Here is a 17278-nt window from a genome sequence, read left to right on the forward strand (position 1 = left end):
AGGGCGGCGTCGACCATGGCCGGGTTGTGGGGTGCGCCGCCGCGGATCGGGCGGGTGATGAGGCGGCACGCTCAGCGACGGACAACTCGCATGTGATTCATCCGCCGTTTCGTCGTCCACGCGCTCGCGAATCGCTGGGATCGGAACCCCGGTGAGGGACAATCTCCGCATGCCGAAAGTGCGGTGGCGCGAGGCGCCCGAGGAACACGATTACCCGGCGGCTGCCGCGTACCTGGATCTGCTCACCTCCCGGGATACCGTCGAACGTATCGTCGCGGGTTTGAGGACGGCCCCGGTCACACTCCACAAGGCCAAGGACATCCTGCGCGCCTCGCGGCTGCGGTTGCTGCCTCCGGACAACGCGCATGTGGCCGCCGACCTGCGGAAGATCGAAGACGGCACACCCCTTTCACCCATCCTGCTCGTGCGTGGCGTTCTGGCGGCAGGCACGGCACTCGAAGTGGCAGATGGTTATCACCGCGTGTGCGCGAGCTATCACACCGATGAGAACACGCAGATTCCGTGCCGGCTGACGAGCTTGCCGCCGACGAGCTGAGGTCCACGGATGTCGTTCGAGATCCTCGCCCTGATCTCGGCAGCCGCCCTGGCCGGTCCCTTGCTCGCGGTTCGTCGGGAGTGGCACCTGCCGGTGATGCTCGGTGAGTTGCTCGTAGGGATTCTTCTGGGCACGACGGGTGTCCGATTGATCCACCCAGAAGATCCCACCCTCACCTTTCTCGCGGACATCGGATTCGCGCTGATCATGTTCGTTGCCGGCACCCATGTACCCGTCCGCAATGCGACCATCCGGCCGGCTCTCGCAAAGGGCACCGCGCGGGCTGTAATCGTCGGGGTCCTCGCGGCGGCAGCCGGGTTCGGGATCGCCCGGGCATTCGGCACCGGCCATGCGGCCCTGTACGCGGTCCTCCTCGCGTCGTCGTCGGCCGCCCTGGTGCTACCGCTGATCGACTCGTTGCGGCTCGAGGGCACACCGGTAGTGCAGACCATGGCCCAGGTCGCGGTCGCAGACACCGCGTGCATCATCGCGCTTCCACTCGTGATCAACCCCGCCCAGGCCCCCCGCGCCGCGATAGGTGCTGTCGCCGTGGCCGCGTCGGCGGCACTGTTCTACACGTTCCTGAAGTGTGCAGAGGGCCGCGGCTGGCTGCACAGTCTGCACCAGGAATCGAAGGACCGCCGCTTCGCGCTGGAGCTGCGGATCAACCTCGGCGTGCTGTTCGCCCTCGCGGCGCTGGCCGTTCACACCCACGTATCGATCATGCTTGCCGGTTTCACGCTCGGGCTGGCCGTCGCGGGCGTGGGCGAACCGCGGCGCCTGGCCAAGCAGCTGTTCTCGATCACCGAAGGATTCCTCGGTCCCCTGTTCTTCGTGTGGCTGGGCGCCTCGCTGAACCTGCGTGACCTCCGCGCGCACCCTTCGCTGATCCTGCTCGGCGTCTCGCTCGGACTCGCAGCGGTTACCGTTCACTGCGCGATACGGCTTCTCGGGCAGCCACTGGCCCTTGCCGCATTGGCCTCGGCTCAGCTGGGTGTCCCGGTCGCGGCGGCGACCATCGGAGAGCAATCGCATATCCTGCAGCCCGGTGAACCCTCGGCGCTGATCCTCGGTGCCCTCGTCACCATCGGCAGCACCACATTCGCGGCCGCAATGGCGGCACGCCAAGGTTTCGCTTCGCCCTCCGCTGCGAAACCGGGCCAAGGACCAGAGCGCCGGTGATCACCACGGTCGAGAAACACCACCGTTCGAATTTGCCGCAGCCATTGCCCCAGTTACAACACCACCGCGATCGCCGGTGGTGTCGCCGCCGCCCCGCAGCGGGCAGGTCATGGCCCTGGCTCGCCGAGAAGTCGAGCGTTCCTCAACACCATCGCCCTCCAACGCCGATAATTCGGCGCCCGTGAAATAGTGCGAGGTGCACATCATTGCCCGACAACCGATTACACCTCGCGGGTCTACCCCAATCGATCACCTCCGACCCGCCCCGGCGGTACGGGGTCTGGGAGCAGCTACAGCGCGCATCGCGGCGTGGGTGGCGCCGATGCTGATCGAGGTCTCGCCGAACGCGTGCGGACGGCTCGAGTGCAGGTACAACGCGCCCAAGGTGTTTTCGGTGCGGACCGCCTTCCCGTTGCGTCCGCACCAGCGCCCCGAAACCATCGGACGCGGGCAGTCGGTGGCAGCGAGATCATCCTCTGAAGAAATGCCCAGAAGGTTGAGACAGATCGCGGTGGCCACACCGTGAGACAAATGACAAACATCCCGGTTGCGGTGTCTCAAAATGTCATCGGCAGCGAGACCCTACAGCATCCTCTCGGAGGACACCGCAGGTGGCCTGGTAACCGCCGGAGGCGGGTACATCGGGATCGGAACTCGCCCCGTTGAATTGGCCAGCGGCTTGCTGGCCGTTTAATCAGTCGTGCAGGGTGTGGCGTCGCGCCTGGCGGCGGGCGTGCCGGGCCATGAGGTGCGCCTTGTGCTTCTCGCTGCGGAAGATCTCTGGTGAGGTCACCGGGTTCGTCGAGTAGGCGCCGGAGGGCGACCCGAAGCAAGGACGTATTGAGCTTGGGCCGGCGAGTCTCCAGATTTGCTGCTTGCTGGAAGGGTTGACCATGACGTCGACCCAGTCGGACAGTCCGGTGCGATCGGCCTCGCGGAGCATCGGGTGCTTGTAGCGACCGGGGGTTTCGAAGAATCGGTGCAGCGCGATCCGCATGAGTGCGCTGACCGTGGTGTCGTGCTCGGCGGCCAGCGCCGAGAACTTCTGCGCGGTGTCCGGTTCCAGCTTTATCTTGAGCATGAGCAGCGGGATCGCCCGCAATGCTTCCGAGAGTCGACGCTGTTCGTCGAGGCCGTTGCCGACGGCTTTGGGTTGGGTGACAAGCCGTCGGCAGGCGACACGGATCAGCGCCCCGAAGCGGCGGGGCCCGATGCTCTCGGCCATCTCTTCAAGTCGGCGTTTGGTCTCGAAGTCGAAGCGCAGCGCGATGGATCGCCCACCGGGATCCGCCCTGGCCTCGTCTCCGTCATCCCTCGATCTTCTCGTCCGGCTGTGCGCATGGTTGTGCCCCGGCATCGGGGGGCGGATTCCAGCGGTCGTCGCAACACGCATGGTTTGGCGGAAGCATAGTGCAGCTCCGATTGAGGATCGTCAAGCGGGCGGCGCGAGGGTGTCGTCGGGGAGGGGGCCGCCGGGTTGCAGGGTGCCGGCGCGGACTTGTTCGGTGGCCCAGTCGATCCAGTCGAGTTGCATCTGGTAGAAGCGGCGGCCGAATTCGATGGTGATCCGGCGGGCTCGCGCGGACGGGTCGGCGGCCCAGTCGTGGCGGGCGAGGACGGTGTTGATGTAGTCGAGGTGGCGGGCGTATTCGGTGCGGTCGCGGGCGAGGTCGGCGAGCGCTTCGTCGGTGGGCAGCACCCATAGGGCGAAGATGCGCAGCAGGGCGTCATAGCGGATGGAGTAGTCCGGTTCGGTGTCGCGCAGCCAGGCCCGTAGCGTCGATGCCGGTGTCGGTGGTTTGGTAGGTCTTGCGGCCGCGGGGGGCTTCGTCGCCGACCTGCTTGATCAGGCCTTCGGCGGCCCGAACGCGGCCACAACCTCGGAGATCGCGGCCGAGGCGATCGCTCTGTCCTGCTCGCCCCGCCCTCCGCTGACTCCGACGGCACCGACGACGGTTCCATCGACGACGACGGGGACGCCGCCGCCGAGCAGCATGGTGCCCTCCACGGCGGCCGTGAGCATCGCGGCTCCGTCGACGCCGAACCGCTCGTGGGTCTGCTCGTGGAACTCGTCGGTCGGCATCCGGTACGCGACGGCCGAATAGGCCTTCTTCCTCGCCACCTGCACCGCCTGCGGGCCGGACCCGTCCATGCAGTAGGTCGCGAGCTCCTGGCCCATGTCTCCGACGACGGCGACCGCGACCTGGAGGCCCTGCTCCGGCGCCGCCCTCTCCGCAGCGTGGATCAGCGCCAGGGCGGCAGCGTCGGTGAGGCGCGGGACGAAGCGGAGGAGGGGCGTTGCTTCATTCATGTGTCCTCCCGAGCATGAAATCGGCCATCAGGTCCTGGACGGCCTCGACCATGTGGCCGCCGGTCGCGGTCCGGCAGCCGGCGGCCTGGGCGGCGGCGATGAACGGCGTGGTGCCGTGGCCGGAGATGACGTCGCCGACGAACATCGACGAGGCCAGCCGCGACGCATCCACCGGCAGGGGGTCGCCGTCCTCCATCCCCAGCGGGGTCGCGTTGAATACCAGGTCGAACCCGGTCGGGTCAGCAGCGCCAGCCGTCGCCTCGCCTGTGCCGACGCCTTCCAGGACGCCGAGCAGCTCTTTGACACGGGCCTCGTCGGTGTCGTGGACGACGAGCTCCTCGAGTCCAGCCTCGAGCAGGGCGATCTCGATGGCGCTGCCCGCTCCGCCGGCACCGACGAGCAGCGCGCGGCTGCCCTCGATGGTCGCGCCGTGGTCCTGCTGGGCCTTGACGAAGGCGAGGCCGTCGAGCATGTCGCCGTGCCAGGAGCCGTCGGGGCTGCGGCGGATGACGCTGACCACACCCAGCAGCCGGGCCTGATCGGAGCTGGTGGCGCAGTAGCCGAACACGGTGCGCTTGTGCGGCATGGTGACGAGGACGCCGTCGACGTTCGGCGTCGCCGACAGCCCCGCCATCACCCGGTCGAGAGCGCCCTCGGGCACCTGCATCGGCACGCAGAGCGCGTCGTGGCCGCGCTCGGCGAAGGTGTTCGTGAGCCAGGTCGGGGACTCGACGTACTTGATGGGGTCTCCGATGATCGGGTACAGCCGGGACGCTCCGGTCGGTGGAGGGGCCATCGTCGTCTCGCTTTCGTTGGGGCTCGCGCGTTGAGCGGAGTGGAGTCATTCGTCGGGGGGCCCGCGCCGAGGCGTGACGCGGAGTGTGGTGGTGCGCGGCCCGTCGGCGATCGTGGGCGCGACGTAGGGGCTGCCGCTGTACTTCTCTCGGTCGGCCTCGTCGACGGCGTCGAGCACGGTCGGATCGGCCGGGGCGAAGGCGACCTCGTGCTCCGCGCCGTTGATGCGGATGCATCCGCCGCCCTGCGACATGGCTGCCCGGTACCAGCGCGAGCGCTCACCGGTGTAGGGGCGCACGTAGAGGTCGCCGTCGACGACGACCGACCAGATGAAGGTGGGCGTGCCGTGGGTGACGCCGTCCTCGCGGAACGGGGAGATGTGAAGGTCGTCGGCGGGCGCGAACGATCGCAGCACGGCGTCGATTCAGGTGCTCATCGTGGGTTTCTCCTCTCGTCAGTGCGCGGTGAAGCCGCCGTCGACGGGCAGGGCGACGCCGACGACGAAGCTCGCTCCGGGGCTGCAGAGCCATACTGCGGCGGCAGCGACTTCGTCGGCCTCGCCGAGGCGTCCGATGGGCTGCTCCTTGAGGATCTCGGCCATCGCGTCGGCCTGGGTCTCGAGCATGTCCGAGACCATCGGGGTGTCGATCGTGCCGGGGCAGATCGCGTTGATGCGGATGCCCTTCGGCGCGTACTCGACCGCGGCGGACCTGGTCAGGCCGATGACGCCGTGCTTGGAGGCGTGGTAAGCGGCGCGCTCGGGCAGGCCGACGAGGCCGCCCAGGGAGGAGCAGTTGACGATCGCGCCGGAGCCCTGGGCGCGCATCTGGCGCAGCTCGTGCTTCTGAGCGGCCCAGACGCCGCGCAGGTTCACCGCGTTGACGCGGTCGAAGTCCTCGGCCGCCTCGTCGGCGGCGTCGGACGGCGGGACCTGGATGCCGGCGTTGTTGAAGGCCATGTCGAGGCGGCCGAACGTCTCCACCGCCTTCTCGACCATCGCGGCGGCCTGCGCCTCGTCCGAGACGTCGCACGCGACGCCGATCGCCTTGTGGCCGGCGGCGACCAGCGACTGAGCGGCCTGCTCAGCAGCATCCTGGTCGATGTCGGCGAGGACCACGGCGGCTCCGCTGTCGGCGAAGAGGCGGGCGGCTGCCAGGCCCATACCGGGGGCCGCGCCAGTGACCAGGGCGACCTGGCCGTTGAAGTCATAGGTGGGGTTCGTCATTGCAATGCCAATCTGTCGTGTTTGTCGGTCGTTCTCACTGCTCTCACGCCCCGGCGGCGTGGCTCAGCGGGCGCGGACGACGTCGATGTTGAGCTCGAAGGTGCCCAGTGCGCCGACGAGGGTGAAGTAGAGCCGGGAGTACATTTCGACGGCGCGGGCGGCGGTGATGCCGCCGAGGTCGATGATCTTCCCGGCGGGCCAGCCGAAGCTCTCCAGCAGGCCTCGCACGGTCTGCTTGGCGTCAGGGTCGTCGCCGGCGACGAAGATGCTGTGCTGGCCGGGGATGCGGGACGGGTCGACCATGACCTGGCAGAACACGCTGGTCAGGGATTTGACGACCTTGGCGTCGTGGTGGGCGCGCTGGATCTGCTCGCCGAGGCTGTCGGTGTTCGCCACGGTCAGCGTGGGCGGGAAGCCGTCGGTGAAGTCCAGCGGCAAGGCCAGGTCCAGCAGCACCTTCCCGGCGAGGTTCTGCGCGCCGACCCGCGCGAGCGCTTCCAGGGAGGCTGCGCCGCCGGTGGCGTTGAGGACGAGTTCGCCATGCGCGCCGCACTCAGGGAACCGAAGCAGTTTCACGTCGGGGTGCTTGGCCTGCCAGTGCGCGTAGGGCGGGGTGTCGACGTTGCCGGTCTTCGTCCACTCGTCGCGGGCGAGCGTTGCCTGCGGGTCGCGGATGCCGATCACGACGTCGTGGCCGAGGTCGTCCAGCTTGGCGGCGAGGAGCCGGCCGACCAGGCCGGTGCCTAGGACGGTGATCTTCATCTGGGTGCTCTCCTTCAGGCGGTGCGGTCTCAGCGCGCGTCGCGTGGGGTGATCTCGACGGTGGCGGCCCGCGGGCCGGCGGCGACCATCGGCGGCAGATAGGGGCTGCCGGCGTACCTTTGCCGGTAGGCCTGGTCGATGCGGTCGTTCAGGTCGGGATCGTCGATCGGGGCGAACTCGACCTGGTGCTCCTGTCCGGCGGCGGTGATCTTCCCGGCACGCTGGGCGACCGCGGAGCGGTACCAGCGTCCGTTCACGCCGTTCCAGGCGCGGACGAACAGGCGTGAGTCGACGACGACCGACCAGATCCAGGTGGGGGTTCCCGTGGTCTTCCCGTCGGCGTGGTAAGGGGCGATGTGCAGGTCGTCGGTGGCTGCGATCTGCTCGATGCTCCCGCTCGGCCAGGAGGTCACGTCAGTCGTCTTTCTCGACGATGCTCTTCAGGACGGTGGTCGCTGCCATGCCGTTGGGCCAGCCGGCGTAGAAGGCCAGGTGCAGCAGGGCCTCCTTGAGCTCGTCGTCGGTGACGCCGTTCTGCCGGGCGAAGCCGAGGTGGAACTGGAGCTGGTCGGTCTTGCCGAGCGCGGTCAGCGCGGCGACGGTGACCAGGCTGCGGTCGCGCTTGGACAGGCTCTCGCGCTCCCAGACCTCGTCGAAGAGGACTTCGTCGGTGTAGTGGACCATCCCGGGGGCGAAGTCGCCGAAGGCGTTCTTCCCGCCGGTCCAGCCGGTGCTTTCGTTGTCAGCCATGATCGTTTCCTCTCGTTCGTCGGTGTCGGATGCTCCTATGACAGCGCGGATGCGCTCTGCGAGGGAGTCTCCAGTGAGGGGTGTACCAGCGGAGACTCCCTCCGCGGCGCTGGCCGACTTAGCGTTGAATGCATGGACAACAGGAACGAGGCGCGGGAGTTCCTCATGTCCCGCCGCGCGAACATCGGCCCCGAGCAGGCGGGCCTGACGGTCTCCGGGCACCGGCGGGTGGCGGGGCTGCGGCGCAGCGAGGTCGCGATGCTGGCCGACGTGAGCCCGGAGTACTACGCCAAGATCGAGCGGGGCAACCTCGTCGGCGTCTCCGACTCGGTGCTGGAGGCCGTCGCGCGGGCCCTGCAGCTGGACGAGGCCGAGCGCGAGCACCTCTTCGACCTCGCCCGGGTCGCGAACGGCGCGGCCCAGCCGGTGCGCAAGCGCCGTCCGAAGACGTGGGTCGCGCGGGAGAGCCTGACCCGGGCGCTGGACGTCATCGCCTACGGGCCCGCGTTCGTACGCAACGGAAGGATGGACATCCTGGCGACCAACCCGCTGGGCCGGGCCTTCTACGACGAGGTCTTCGACGGTCCCGGTCGGGGCAACCTGGCGCGGTTCTGCTTCCTCGACGAGCGCGCCAAGTCGTTCTACCCCGCGTGGGAGGCCGCCGCCGACATCACAGTGTCGATCCTGCGCACCGAGGCGGGGCGCGACCCCCGCGACAAGCAGCTGCACGACCTGATCGGCGAGCTGTCCACGCGGTCGGATGAGTTCCGCACCCGGTGGGGAGCGCACAACGTGCGCCGCCACGGGTCGGGCACCAAGGAGTTCTACCACCACGAGGTCGGCAACCTCACCCTGACCTACGAGGGGATGGAGCTGACCGCCGAGCCGGGCCTGTCGTTCCTCATCTACACCGCCGAGCCCGGCTCGCCCAGCGAGGAGCGGCTGAAGCTGCTCGCGAGCCTCGCAGCCACGTCGCCTGCAGCAGCGCCCCGCGACGGGCACTCGACCATCAAGGAGAACTAAACATGCACACCAGGACACTCGGACAGGGCCTCGAAGTCTCCGCCATCGGGCTCGGCGCGATGGGCATGTCCCAGAGCTACGGACCCAACCCCGGCGACCGCGCCGACATGATCGCCGTACTCCGCTCTACCCTCGACGCGGGCGTCACCTTCTTCGACACAGCCGAGGTGTACGGGCCGTACGTCAACGAGGAGCTCGTCGGCGAGGCTCTCGAGCCGATCCGCGACCAGGTGGTCATCGCGACCAAGTTCGGCTGGGACATCCAGGATGGCCAGAGCGTCGGCCTGAACAGCCGACCCGAGCAGATCCGCCGGGTCGCCGAGGCATCCCTGAAGCGGCTGCGCACCGACGCGATCGACCTGTTCTACCAGCACCGCGTCGACCCCGACGTGCCAATCGAGGACGTCGCCGGCACAGTGGGCGAGCTGATCGCCGAGGGCAAGGTGAAACACTTTGGCCTCTCCGAGGCTTCGGCCGCCACCATCCGCGCCGCGCACGCCGTCCACCCGGTCACCGCGGTGCAGAGCGAGTACTCGCTGTGGACCCGCGACCCCGAGGCCGAGGTACTGCCGACGCTGGCGGAGCTGGGCATCGGCTTCGTGCCGTTCAGCCCGCTCGGCAAGGGATTCCTCACCGGCACCGTCGACACCACCACGAGCTTCACCGAAGGCGACATCCGCCACCGGGTCCCGCGCTTCGAGGCGGCGAACCTCGCGGCCAACCAGGCCCTGGTCGAGCACGTGAAAGAGCTCGCTGCGACTAAGGGCGCGACGCCCGGCCAGATCGCGCTGGCCTGGCTGCTCGCGCAGCAGCCGTGGATCGTGCCGATCCCCGGCACCCGCCGCACCGCCCGCATCCAGGAGAACGCCGCCGCCACACAGGTCGCCCTGTCGGCGGACGAGCGCGCCGACCTGGACGCAATCGTCCGGAGCGTCGGCGTCCACGGCGACCGGTACAACGCCCAGCACATGGGCTACGTCAACCGTTGATCAGCCGCGGCGCGGGCGGGCCCGTTGCGGGGACCACGACGGCCTGCGCCGCACACGACACCAACGAAACCAAGCATCTGAAGGAGACGTTTTGGAACACACGCACCTGGGCCGCTCCGGCCTCCTCGTCAGCCGCATCGGACTGGGCACGATGAACTTCGGCGACGCCACCGACCAGCCGGAGGCATTCGAGATCATGGACCGGGCCGTCGAGCTCGGCGTGAACTTCTTCGACACCGCCGACGTCTACGGCGGCCCGCAGTCGCCGGACATGGCCCAGGGGTACGGCACCTCGGAAGAGATCCTCGGCGAGTGGCTGAAGAAGTCGGGCCGCCGCGACGAGATCGTCCTGGCCACCAAGGCCTACCAGCCGATGGGGCTCGGCCCGAACGACCGACGCCTGTCCGCCTACCACCTCAAGCGGGCCTGCGAGGCGAGCCTGCGCCGGCTGCAGGCCGACCACATCGATCTCTACCAGATGCACCACGTCGACCGGGCCACCCCGTTCGAGGAGATCTGGCAGGCCATGGAGCAGCTCGTCGCCGAAGGCAAGATCACCTACGTCGGATCCAGCAACTACGCCGGCTGGGACGTCGCGACCGCGCAGCTGACGGCAGAGCACCGGCACTTCCTCGGGCTGGTATCGGAGCAGAGCCAGTACAACCTCGCCAACCGGGCGATCGAACAGGAACTCATCCCCGCCCTGGAGCACTTCGGCATCGGGCTGATCCCGTACGCACCGCTGGCCTCGGGCGTCCTCGCCGGTTCGCCGAAGGACGAGGAGACGGTGCGGCGGAAGGCCCCCGAGGTGCAGGAGCAGCTGCGCCGGGCCTCCGACCAGCTCGCCGAGTACGAACGCCTGTGCGCCGACCTGGGGCACTCGCCCGCCGAGGTCGCGCAGGCCTGGCTGCTGCACCAGCCGGCCGTTTCCACGATCATCGCCGGAGCCCGCACGGTGAAGCACCTCGAATCCGCCGTCGACGCGCTCACCATCGACCTCGACGCTGCGACGCTGACGGAGCTCGACCGCACCTGGCCGCGGCCCGGTGTCGCGCCCATGTCGTACGCATGGTGACGACTCATCCAGAACGAACAGAGGGAGAACAGGATGACTGACAACGGATTCGACCAGATCTTCCCGCTCGGGGAGCCCAACGACGCCTTCGCTGAGTACTTCATCGGGCAGAGCTACCTGGCCCCGCTGACCGACGGCAGCGTCCCGGTGAGCAACGTCTCCTTCGAGCCGGGCTGCCGCAACAACTGGCACATCCACCACGGCACCGCCGGCGGCGGCGACCAGGTCCTGCTGTGCACCGCCGGCTCCGGTTGGTACCAGGCCGAGGGCGAGGACCCCATCAGCATGGAGCCGGGAACCGTGGTCCGCGTCCCGGCCGGCACCAAGCACTGGCACGGCGCGAAGGCCGACTCGTGGTTCAGCCACCTGGCCTTCATCACCCCCGGCGAGGACGTCAGCAACGAATGGCTCGAACCCGTCACCGATGAGGTGTACGGGCAACTGCCGAAGAACGGAGAGAACGCATGACCATCTTGGACGAGACCTACACACTGTCGAACGGTGTCGAGATCCCCAAGCTCGGGCTCGGCACCTGGTTCATCGACGACGACAAGGCGGCCGACGCCGTGAAGGCGGCGGTCGAGATCGGCTACCGCAACATCGACACCGCCCAGGCGTACGGCAACGAACGCGGCGTCGGCGAAGGCGTGCGCACCAGCGGCGTCTCCCGCGACGAACTGTTCGTGTCGACCAAGCTCGCGGCCGAAATCAAGGACTACGACGGTGCGGTGGCCGCGATCAACGGATCGCTGGAGACGCTCGGCCTCGACTACATTGACCTGATGCTGATCCACAGCCCGCAGCCGTGGGACGACTTCCGCGGCGGCGACTACGCCGAGGGCAACCGCCAGGCTTGGAAAGCATTGGAGGAAGCACACAAGGCGGGCAAGCTCCGCTCGATCGGCATCTCGAACTTCCTGCAGTCGGACCTGGACAGCCTGCTGGAGACGGCGGAGACCGTCCCCCGCGTGAACCAGCTGCTCGTGCATGCCGGCAACACGCCCTCCGACCTCCTGGACTACTGCGCGAGCAAGCAGATCCTCGTCGAGGCCTACTCGCCCATCGCGCACGGCGAGATCCTCAAGAACGCCRAGGTGCAGGCGATGGCCGAGAAGTACGGCGTGTCCGTGCCGCAGCTGTGCATCCGCTACACCCTGCAGCTGGGCACCGTGTCCCTTCCCAAGACCGCCAACCTGGAGCACATGCGCTCCAACGCCGAGGTCGATTTCGAGATCTCAGACGCGGACATGGAGGCGTTGAGCGAACTGCGCGCCCAGGACTACGGCGACTCCAGCGCGTTCCCCGTCTACAGCGAGAAGTGACGCCCCTGCGGGACGATGTCCGCGCTGCACTGGAGATCGCCCCGGACGCCTCGTCCCGCGAACGCACGATCGACATCACGACCTACGGCGCGTCCACCGGGAAGGCGCGGCGGATCGAGATCTGGTTCCACCGCGTCGACGGGCGCTGGTTCCTCTCCGGGAGCCCCGGCCGGCGCGACTGGTACGCCAACCTGCTAGGGGACCCGCGGCTGGTCGTCCACCTCAAGCACGGCATCGCGGCCGACCTGCCCGCGAAGGGCGTGCCGATCACCGACCCGGACGAGAAGCGCCGGCTCGTCACCCTGATCCTGCGCGGACTGGAGGCGATGGGCGGCTGGACGACCGCGTCGGCCGAGAACATCGACGACTGGACTCAGGGGAGCCCGCTGGCCGAGATCTTGTTCGAGGAGAGCATCACGCCGTGAGTCCTGGTGCGGCGACCGGCGTCTGGTCAGGACGACGAGCCGCGCCGCCATCTCATATACATCTCATTCCCGGGACGCGACGAGGCCCCGCGCTCATGCTCTTCCTCGTCTCGGAGGCCGTGGGACCCGGCCAAGATCGGGGAGCAATGCGAATCCGACGACCCTCGGGCTACAGGCCGGCGGCCCTGCGGGATGCGCGGACGACGGGGTTGTCGGGCATGTCGGCCCAGACGATCTCGAAGTAGTTGCCCTCGGGGTCGCACAGGTACGCCGATCGCCCGGTGAAGAACTCCGCGTCGACGGGTTCCTTGGTCACCCGTGCGCCCGGCGGCGCGCATGTGCTCGGTGAGCCGGTCGACCTCCGCGGGGCCGCCAACCTGCAGTCCGATGGTGGAGTGGATGCCGCCGGTGCACGAAGCGGCGTCGGTGTTCCCGTCGTGCGCGAGCCGGGCGAGCGGGAACAGGGCCAGCACGATGCCGCGCAGCTCGAAGACCGTGAACTCGCCGTCGTCCATCACCTGCGGCCAGCCCACCCGCTGGTAGAAGTCGCGCAGAGAGGCGAAGTCGCGGGCACCCAGGCCTGGGTTCGACCAAGTGAGTTGGGATGACCGCCGGTCAGCATTTGGGTGAAGGACACGGGCACATGGGGAGAGGATCGCATGCCCGTGCGACAAGCGGCGTCGCAGGTTTGCCGACCTAGGTAGGAACAGCGGCGTTGCCGCTGGCATCCCGTTTCGCCGCCGAAACGACGCCGTGGACGGCGCGCCGGATGAGGAACCACCAACGGGGTACTCCGACCGATAACGCGCCGACGGACAGGTGGTTCCGTGAGCGGATCCCTCACGGGTGGCTGGCGTGTGGACGCGGCTTGGCCTCGGCGCTGATCGGTTGATCCTATGAATTGAGCCGCGTCCCTCATCCGATCATTACTGGGCACCGGACTTGTGAGACATCTTTTCGGCTACACCGCCAAAGCGCTTTGACGTGCTAACCATCAGTGACAGCGACCTGGCACGAGAGGACGATAAACGGACCGGTCTCTATTCTTCCGCCCCTCACCGATTCGTGAAGCGTGAAGCGGCGGGTCACGGCCGATCCAGCCACCACCAAAGGAAATCACCATGCCGGTTGTCCAGCAGTCCGTCGTCATTGCCCGCCCCGCGTCGGAAGTATGGGACTTTCTCACCGTTGCGGAGAACTGGCCGTCGTGGGAGGCATCGATCGTCGAATGCGAGCAGGTCACCGACGGGGAGCTCGGGGTGGGCACCAGGTGGCGCGGGGTGAACCGAATCCTGGGTAAGCGGTTCGACTGGGTTACCGAATTCATCGAGTACCAGCCCGGGAAGGTGGCCACGTCCAAGTCGGTGGAAGGCAAGATCGGTTTCACCGCGACGACGAGGCTCGAGGAGGTCGACGACGGGACACTGTTTACCTACCGGGTCGACACCGAAAGTGGTCTCGGAGGGGTCTTCGGCAAGCTAGCGGACCCCATCGTCACCAAGGCGTACTCACGCACGGTGCGGGCAAGCTTGGACAACCTCGCTGACCTGCTCACCACCGACAGCTGACCCGCTTGAGCGCAGATACCAGGGACTGGTGGCGCTCGCTCTGGGCCTCTCACTGAAATTGTGTTCGTTGCCCCGAAACCGCGGGTACCGCCGATGAAGGAGCCACATGCCCGATCGATTGGATGTGCAGTTCACCTCGGGCGATGCACTCTGTGCCGCCTGGTTGTTACTGCCGAACAGTGACACTCCGGCCCCGGTGATCGTCATGGCTCACGGTCTTGGCGCGGTCCGAGAAATGCGCCTCGATGCTTACGCCGAACGATTTCAGGCTGCGGGTTACGCGTGTCTGGTGTTCGACTACCGACATTTCGGAGCCAGCGGGGGTGAACCTCGCCAACTGGTAGGCATACCGAGCCAGCTCGCCGATTGGGCGTCCGCGATCAGCTATGCACGTAACCGTGATGGCATCGATGGCACCCGAGTCATTTTGTGGGGGACCTCGCTCGCAGCTGGACATGTGATCGTCGCATCGGCACTCGACGGCGGAATCGACGCGGTGGTAGCTCAGTGTCCATTCACTGACGGGATCGCATCGGCACTGGTCACGAACCCGCTGACGTTGGTGAAGGTCACGGCCCGGGCACTGCACGATGTTGTCGGAGCACGATTCGGAAGGCCGCCGGTAATGGTCCCCTCCGCAGGTGCGCCTGGAAGCACCGCGCTGATGGCCACACCTGACGCCCAGTCGGGTTACCTGGATCTCGTACCCGCCGGTGCCCCGTTCCGGAACGAAGTCGCGGCTCGCTTCGTGTTCCAGATCATCAAGTACCGTCCCGGTAGGTATGCCTCGAAAGTGCAGTGCCCCATCCTGTTCAACATCTGCGAGCGCGACAGTCTCGGGCCGGCCAAGACAACACAGCGTTATGCACGCAGCGCACCGTACGGCGAAATCCGGCTGTATCCGCAAGGACACTTCGACATCTATGTCGGCGAGCCCTTCGAACGCGTCGTTGCGGACCAGATCGCATTCTTGACGCATAACGTACCCTCGGCCCGGTCTGCCCAAGAGCGCAACGATGCCTCGCTATGACCTCGCAGGTCACGCAGTCGCTATCAGCATGCTCTACCACCGCACGAATGATGGGCGTCAGTTTGGCGCCGAGAGCATCCAGATCTCCCGCCTGTCAGAGTGCGGGCATGACCACGGTCCGCGACTAGCCCGAGTTCGACCGAAACGCATGTCGACGCAAAGACAGGCGCGGCCCTTCGTGCCGCATAGTTATGCGGCAGTTCGGGTCGTCGCTCATTTGACCGCTACTGAGGCGCTGCATCCATGAGACACCGCAAGCGGATCCGCTTGTGGGAGGGGACTGGGCACTCAACATTCGGCCGATCCGTGCCGCGCAGCACTCCGCTACCGGACGGCGTTGATCGTCGGCTGAGCCGCGGCAGCTTTACGGTGCGAAGGACAGAAGTCCTGCGACGCGTCTGACAAACTTTCGGAGATGGCAACAATCAAGCCGGACAAGCTCCTGTCGCGGTGGTCAGTGATCGTGCTCACTAGCGGGTTCGGTGTACTCGCGGGGCTTATGTCTACCGTCGCGTGGAGGTGGATGGATCCGCCTAGTTTCAGTACGTTCGAGGCAGGGATCGCGATCTATTCCACCGGGCGTCTAAAGGATCCCTGGATACCGTCTCTCGCTACTGTGGGCGGCTTCTTCTGTGTTGCCGGCGCCGTACTGGGGGCATTGGTCGGAGCTGTTCGCGCATGGTTGGGATGGAACACCTCTCGTGACAAGGACACGGGTGCTGGCGCAGTCATGGTGTTGTTTGCTGTTTTCGGATTGGTGTTCGGCTTGCTTGCTGCCGTCGCGATACTTGTCCTGCCCTTTGGATTTCCGGCGAGCTTCCTTCCTGAGAGTCTGACTGAAATCTCGTCCGTCCAGTTTCGGACAGCCGACATGATCTGGTGGCTACTGCCGCTTATGGGTGCTGCGATAGGGGCTGGAGTAGCTGGACTGGTTTCCCTCAGCGGCTGGAAACTTCGACCTCAGAAATGACTCCGCTGGCCTCAACGGTCAAGGCTGCCCACCCTGCGGACATAAGCGTGCAGGACTCGCACGCGCGTTTCCCAAACCAGGCAAATCCCTAGCCGACCTGTATCCGACGATCGCAGCCGAATGGCACCCCCACCTCAACGCCGACCTCCAACCAGATTTAGTCAAACCCGGTAGTAGCAAGAAGGTTTGGTGGAGATGCCAACTCGCTCACGAGTGGGAGGCCATTCCGAAATCCAGAACAGGGTTGGGTTCCGGATGCCCGACATGCTCTCGACTCCGTCGCCGATAGGAACTACCGAAAAGGCGTGGGAGACTTCGTGAGCTTCTCCGCCACCTCGGCATACCCAAACGAGTACAGCGCACCCTTGGCCGCCAGGTAGTTCTCCTGCTGGTTCGGGCCGGGGCCGACACGAACGCCGACAACGGCGTCGGCTGGCACCGACCAGGTGGCGTACGGGATGAGCTGAGCGCCGCGGTTTCGATACGACGCGCCCTTGCTGTACCCGAGGTGGATGACTCGCCATTCGGCTTCCTCTGTGAAGCCCTGATGTTTGAGTTGGGTGGCAGATGCGGATAGTTCCCGAACGCAGTGATTGAGCATCCCAGAGGTTGTTTCGGGCGCATGCGTTGAAGAGAGCCGCCGGTTCAGCCAGTCATTCACGTTACCTGTCACCATCGACGACGTCGGGAGGCTGTCACTGTAAGAGACCTCCCTCACCAGCGTTTCGGGAGTCTCCGAAATCTTGTCCCTGTCGATGCCGATGGTGAAACCGTCGAGTCCTCCGCAGTAGCCCCGCCACTGACTGAGTGCGTCCGGGTTCTTCGAGAACGATGTGATGTAGCAGTGGATGTGGTGGTCGTAGGTGCGGGTTTCGACCTGTTCGATCGTCTCGCAGAGCGCGCGGAGGAACTTCGCTTTAGCGGGAGCGTTGGCGATTTCGTGGTACTCGTTGGGCTGGTAGTCGATCGCATCCAGTTCGGCGGCCCGTTTGAGGAGTACCTCGTTCTTGATGATCTCGAGGCCGTGGATGAGTTCGCGGCTGTCGTTGAGGTACTGGACCGCGGTTGCTCGGAAGGATGGCTGGCAGCTCTGCGGCCCGACCACACTAGGATCTCGCTGCTCGGGGTTGCTTCCGAGGATTCCGAGCAGTCCGGCTGCGTCAGTGTAGTGCCACATCGTGCTGTTCTCCGCCAACGGACCTCCCGGGTTCGAGTCGAGGACAGTCAGCGTATGTGCCCGCGTCAGGGAGGATCTTCGGGGGTTGGCAGCTTCGGCGTCTGGTTGAGCGGGACCG

The 17278-nt window shown here is 66.8% G+C and carries 24 protein-coding genes; 13 read left to right on the plus strand and 11 right to left on the minus strand.

Going from position 1 to position 17278, the window contains the following annotated elements:
* Positions 1 to 169: 169 nt before the first annotated feature.
* Together AC1D1G_RS10660 and AC1D1G_RS10665 are read left to right on the plus strand one after the other, a co-directional pair.
* Positions 170 to 556 (plus strand): hypothetical protein, encoded by a 387-nt coding sequence (locus AC1D1G_RS10660; RefSeq protein ID WP_477952010.1) that lies wholly within the window; start codon positions 170 to 172, stop codon positions 554 to 556.
* A 9-nt stretch (positions 557 to 565) separates the two neighbouring features.
* Entirely contained in the window at positions 566 to 1738 is a 1173-nt protein-coding gene (locus AC1D1G_RS10665; RefSeq protein WP_477952011.1) for a cation:proton antiporter, read from the plus strand.
* Between the two features lie 694 nt (positions 1739 to 2432).
* On the opposite strand, the gene AC1D1G_RS10670 is transcribed toward AC1D1G_RS10665, so the two are convergent.
* The 9 genes from AC1D1G_RS10670 to AC1D1G_RS10710 all read right to left on the minus strand — a co-directional run bounded on the left by AC1D1G_RS10670 (position 2433) and on the right by AC1D1G_RS10710 (position 7581).
* Positions 2433 to 2963 (minus strand): hypothetical protein, encoded by a 531-nt coding sequence (locus AC1D1G_RS10670; protein ID WP_477952013.1) that lies wholly within the window; start codon positions 2961 to 2963, stop codon positions 2433 to 2435.
* Positions 2964 to 3170: 207 nt separating this feature from the next.
* Positions 3171 to 3503 carry a virulence activator alpha C-terminal domain-containing protein gene (locus tag AC1D1G_RS10675; protein ID WP_477952117.1) on the minus strand — a complete coding sequence of 111 codons (333 nt, stop codon included), beginning with the start codon at positions 3501 to 3503 and terminating at the stop codon, positions 3171 to 3173.
* A gap of 81 nt (positions 3504 to 3584) precedes the next feature.
* Positions 3585 to 4049 (minus strand): GlcG/HbpS family heme-binding protein, encoded by a 465-nt coding sequence (locus AC1D1G_RS10680; protein WP_477952014.1) that lies wholly within the window; start codon positions 4047 to 4049, stop codon positions 3585 to 3587.
* Entirely contained in the window at positions 4042 to 4845 is an 804-nt protein-coding gene (locus AC1D1G_RS10685) for a shikimate dehydrogenase family protein (protein ID WP_477952015.1), read from the minus strand. Before AC1D1G_RS10685 ends, AC1D1G_RS10680 begins: the two co-directional genes overlap by 8 nt.
* A 45-nt stretch (positions 4846 to 4890) precedes the next feature.
* A complete protein-coding gene (locus AC1D1G_RS10690) occupies positions 4891 to 5259 on the minus strand; it encodes a DUF2255 family protein (RefSeq protein ID WP_477952017.1) in 369 nt (122 codons plus the stop codon).
* A gap of 39 nt (positions 5260 to 5298) precedes the next feature.
* Positions 5299 to 6069, minus strand: coding sequence for a glucose 1-dehydrogenase (locus tag AC1D1G_RS10695; protein ID WP_477952018.1), 771 nt, complete (start codon positions 6067 to 6069; stop codon positions 5299 to 5301).
* Positions 6070 to 6132: 63 nt separating this feature from the next.
* Complete coding sequence (locus tag AC1D1G_RS10700) at positions 6133 to 6831, minus strand: NADPH-dependent F420 reductase (RefSeq protein WP_477952019.1); 699 nt, start codon at positions 6829 to 6831, stop codon at positions 6133 to 6135.
* A gap of 29 nt (positions 6832 to 6860) precedes the next feature.
* A complete protein-coding gene (locus AC1D1G_RS10705) occupies positions 6861 to 7244 on the minus strand; it encodes a DUF2255 family protein (protein ID WP_477952021.1) in 384 nt (127 codons plus the stop codon).
* Position 7245: 1 nt separating this feature from the next.
* Complete coding sequence (locus AC1D1G_RS10710) at positions 7246 to 7581, minus strand: carboxymuconolactone decarboxylase family protein (protein WP_477952022.1); 336 nt, start codon at positions 7579 to 7581, stop codon at positions 7246 to 7248.
* Positions 7582 to 7713: 132 nt separating this feature from the next.
* On the opposite strand from AC1D1G_RS10710, the gene AC1D1G_RS10715 reads away from it, so the two are divergent.
* The 6 genes from AC1D1G_RS10715 (at position 7714) to AC1D1G_RS10740 (ending at position 12415) form a co-directional block, all read left to right on the plus strand.
* Positions 7714 to 8604 carry a helix-turn-helix transcriptional regulator gene (locus AC1D1G_RS10715; protein ID WP_477952023.1) on the plus strand — a complete coding sequence of 297 codons (891 nt, stop codon included), beginning with the start codon at positions 7714 to 7716 and terminating at the stop codon, positions 8602 to 8604.
* Between the two features lie 2 nt (positions 8605 to 8606).
* Positions 8607 to 9593 (plus strand): aldo/keto reductase, encoded by a 987-nt coding sequence (locus tag AC1D1G_RS10720; RefSeq protein WP_477952024.1) that lies wholly within the window; start codon positions 8607 to 8609, stop codon positions 9591 to 9593.
* A 91-nt stretch (positions 9594 to 9684) separates the two neighbouring features.
* Positions 9685 to 10668 carry an aldo/keto reductase gene (locus AC1D1G_RS10725; RefSeq protein WP_477952025.1) on the plus strand — a complete coding sequence of 328 codons (984 nt, stop codon included), beginning with the start codon at positions 9685 to 9687 and terminating at the stop codon, positions 10666 to 10668.
* A 33-nt stretch (positions 10669 to 10701) separates the two neighbouring features.
* Positions 10702 to 11136, plus strand: coding sequence for a cupin domain-containing protein (locus AC1D1G_RS10730; RefSeq protein ID WP_477952026.1), 435 nt, complete (start codon positions 10702 to 10704; stop codon positions 11134 to 11136).
* Positions 11133 to 11990 carry an aldo/keto reductase gene (locus AC1D1G_RS10735; RefSeq protein WP_477952027.1) on the plus strand — a complete coding sequence of 286 codons (858 nt, stop codon included), beginning with the start codon at positions 11133 to 11135 and terminating at the stop codon, positions 11988 to 11990. Before AC1D1G_RS10730 ends, AC1D1G_RS10735 begins: the two co-directional genes overlap by 4 nt.
* Positions 11987 to 12415: a nitroreductase/quinone reductase family protein gene (locus AC1D1G_RS10740; RefSeq protein ID WP_477952029.1), complete on the plus strand. Its 429-nt coding sequence runs from the start codon at positions 11987 to 11989 to the stop codon at positions 12413 to 12415. Before AC1D1G_RS10735 ends, AC1D1G_RS10740 begins: the two co-directional genes overlap by 4 nt.
* 169 nt (positions 12416 to 12584) lie before the next feature.
* Here the strand turns inward: AC1D1G_RS10740 and AC1D1G_RS10745 are convergent, their stop codons facing one another.
* Complete coding sequence (locus tag AC1D1G_RS10745; protein WP_477952031.1) at positions 12585 to 12731, minus strand: hypothetical protein; 147 nt, start codon at positions 12729 to 12731, stop codon at positions 12585 to 12587.
* On the opposite strand from AC1D1G_RS10745, the gene AC1D1G_RS10750 reads away from it, so the two are divergent.
* The 5 genes from AC1D1G_RS10750 (at position 12724) to AC1D1G_RS10770 (ending at position 16272) form a co-directional block, all read left to right on the plus strand.
* Complete coding sequence (locus tag AC1D1G_RS10750) at positions 12724 to 13023, plus strand: hypothetical protein (protein ID WP_477952032.1); 300 nt, start codon at positions 12724 to 12726, stop codon at positions 13021 to 13023. The genes AC1D1G_RS10745 and AC1D1G_RS10750 overlap by 8 nt on opposite strands.
* Before the next feature lie 513 nt (positions 13024 to 13536).
* On the plus strand, positions 13537 to 13983 hold the full coding sequence (locus AC1D1G_RS10755) for an SRPBCC family protein (RefSeq protein ID WP_477952033.1): 447 nt from the start codon (positions 13537 to 13539) through the stop codon (positions 13981 to 13983).
* Positions 13984 to 14089: 106 nt separating this feature from the next.
* Complete coding sequence (locus tag AC1D1G_RS10760; RefSeq protein WP_477952034.1) at positions 14090 to 15013, plus strand: alpha/beta hydrolase; 924 nt, start codon at positions 14090 to 14092, stop codon at positions 15011 to 15013.
* A gap of 523 nt (positions 15014 to 15536) precedes the next feature.
* Positions 15537 to 15983, plus strand: a complete 447-nt coding sequence (locus AC1D1G_RS10765; protein WP_477952036.1) for a hypothetical protein — start codon at positions 15537 to 15539, stop codon at positions 15981 to 15983.
* 109 nt (positions 15984 to 16092) lie between these two features.
* Complete coding sequence (locus AC1D1G_RS10770) at positions 16093 to 16272, plus strand: zinc-ribbon domain-containing protein (protein WP_477952118.1); 180 nt, start codon at positions 16093 to 16095, stop codon at positions 16270 to 16272.
* Positions 16273 to 16275: 3 nt separating this feature from the next.
* On the opposite strand, the gene AC1D1G_RS10775 is transcribed toward AC1D1G_RS10770, so the two are convergent.
* The gene (locus AC1D1G_RS10775; RefSeq protein ID WP_477952037.1) at positions 16276 to 17178 is read right to left on the minus strand and encodes a DUF2971 domain-containing protein; all 903 of its coding nucleotides are present in this window, start codon (positions 17176 to 17178) and stop codon (positions 16276 to 16278) included.
* Positions 17179 to 17278: the final 100 nt, after the last annotated feature.

This window comes from Rhodococcus sp. P3_B8, from assembly GCF_056402775.1.

Excerpts from the sequence above, each read along its gene's own strand:
- AC1D1G_RS10695 (WP_477952018.1), bottom strand. The coding sequence starts at position 6,069 with ATGACGAACCCCACCTATGACTTCAACGGCCAGGTCGCCCTGGTCACT.
- AC1D1G_RS10730 (WP_477952026.1), top strand. The coding sequence starts at position 10,702 with ATGACTGACAACGGATTCGACCAGATCTTCCCGCTCGGGGAGCCCAAC.
- AC1D1G_RS10700 (WP_477952019.1), bottom strand. The coding sequence starts at position 6,831 with ATGAAGATCACCGTCCTAGGCACCGGCCTGGTCGGCCGGCTCCTCGCC.
- AC1D1G_RS10680 (WP_477952014.1), bottom strand. The coding sequence starts at position 4,049 with ATGAATGAAGCAACGCCCCTCCTCCGCTTCGTCCCGCGCCTCACCGAC.
- AC1D1G_RS10670 (WP_477952013.1), bottom strand. The coding sequence starts at position 2,963 with ATGGCCGAGAGCATCGGGCCCCGCCGCTTCGGGGCGCTGATCCGTGTC.
- AC1D1G_RS10765 (WP_477952036.1), top strand. The coding sequence starts at position 15,537 with ATGGATCCGCCTAGTTTCAGTACGTTCGAGGCAGGGATCGCGATCTAT.
- AC1D1G_RS10755 (WP_477952033.1), top strand. The coding sequence starts at position 13,537 with ATGCCGGTTGTCCAGCAGTCCGTCGTCATTGCCCGCCCCGCGTCGGAA.
- AC1D1G_RS10720 (WP_477952024.1), top strand. The coding sequence starts at position 8,607 with ATGCACACCAGGACACTCGGACAGGGCCTCGAAGTCTCCGCCATCGGG.
- AC1D1G_RS10660 (WP_477952010.1), top strand. The coding sequence starts at position 170 with ATGCCGAAAGTGCGGTGGCGCGAGGCGCCCGAGGAACACGATTACCCG.
- AC1D1G_RS10710 (WP_477952022.1), bottom strand. The coding sequence starts at position 7,581 with ATGGCTGACAACGAAAGCACCGGCTGGACCGGCGGGAAGAACGCCTTC.
- AC1D1G_RS10715 (WP_477952023.1), top strand. The coding sequence starts at position 7,714 with ATGGACAACAGGAACGAGGCGCGGGAGTTCCTCATGTCCCGCCGCGCG.
- AC1D1G_RS10685 (WP_477952015.1), bottom strand. The coding sequence starts at position 4,845 with ATGGCCCCTCCACCGACCGGAGCGTCCCGGCTGTACCCGATCATCGGA.
- AC1D1G_RS10665 (WP_477952011.1), top strand. The coding sequence starts at position 566 with ATGTCGTTCGAGATCCTCGCCCTGATCTCGGCAGCCGCCCTGGCCGGT.
- AC1D1G_RS10760 (WP_477952034.1), top strand. The coding sequence starts at position 14,090 with ATGCCCGATCGATTGGATGTGCAGTTCACCTCGGGCGATGCACTCTGT.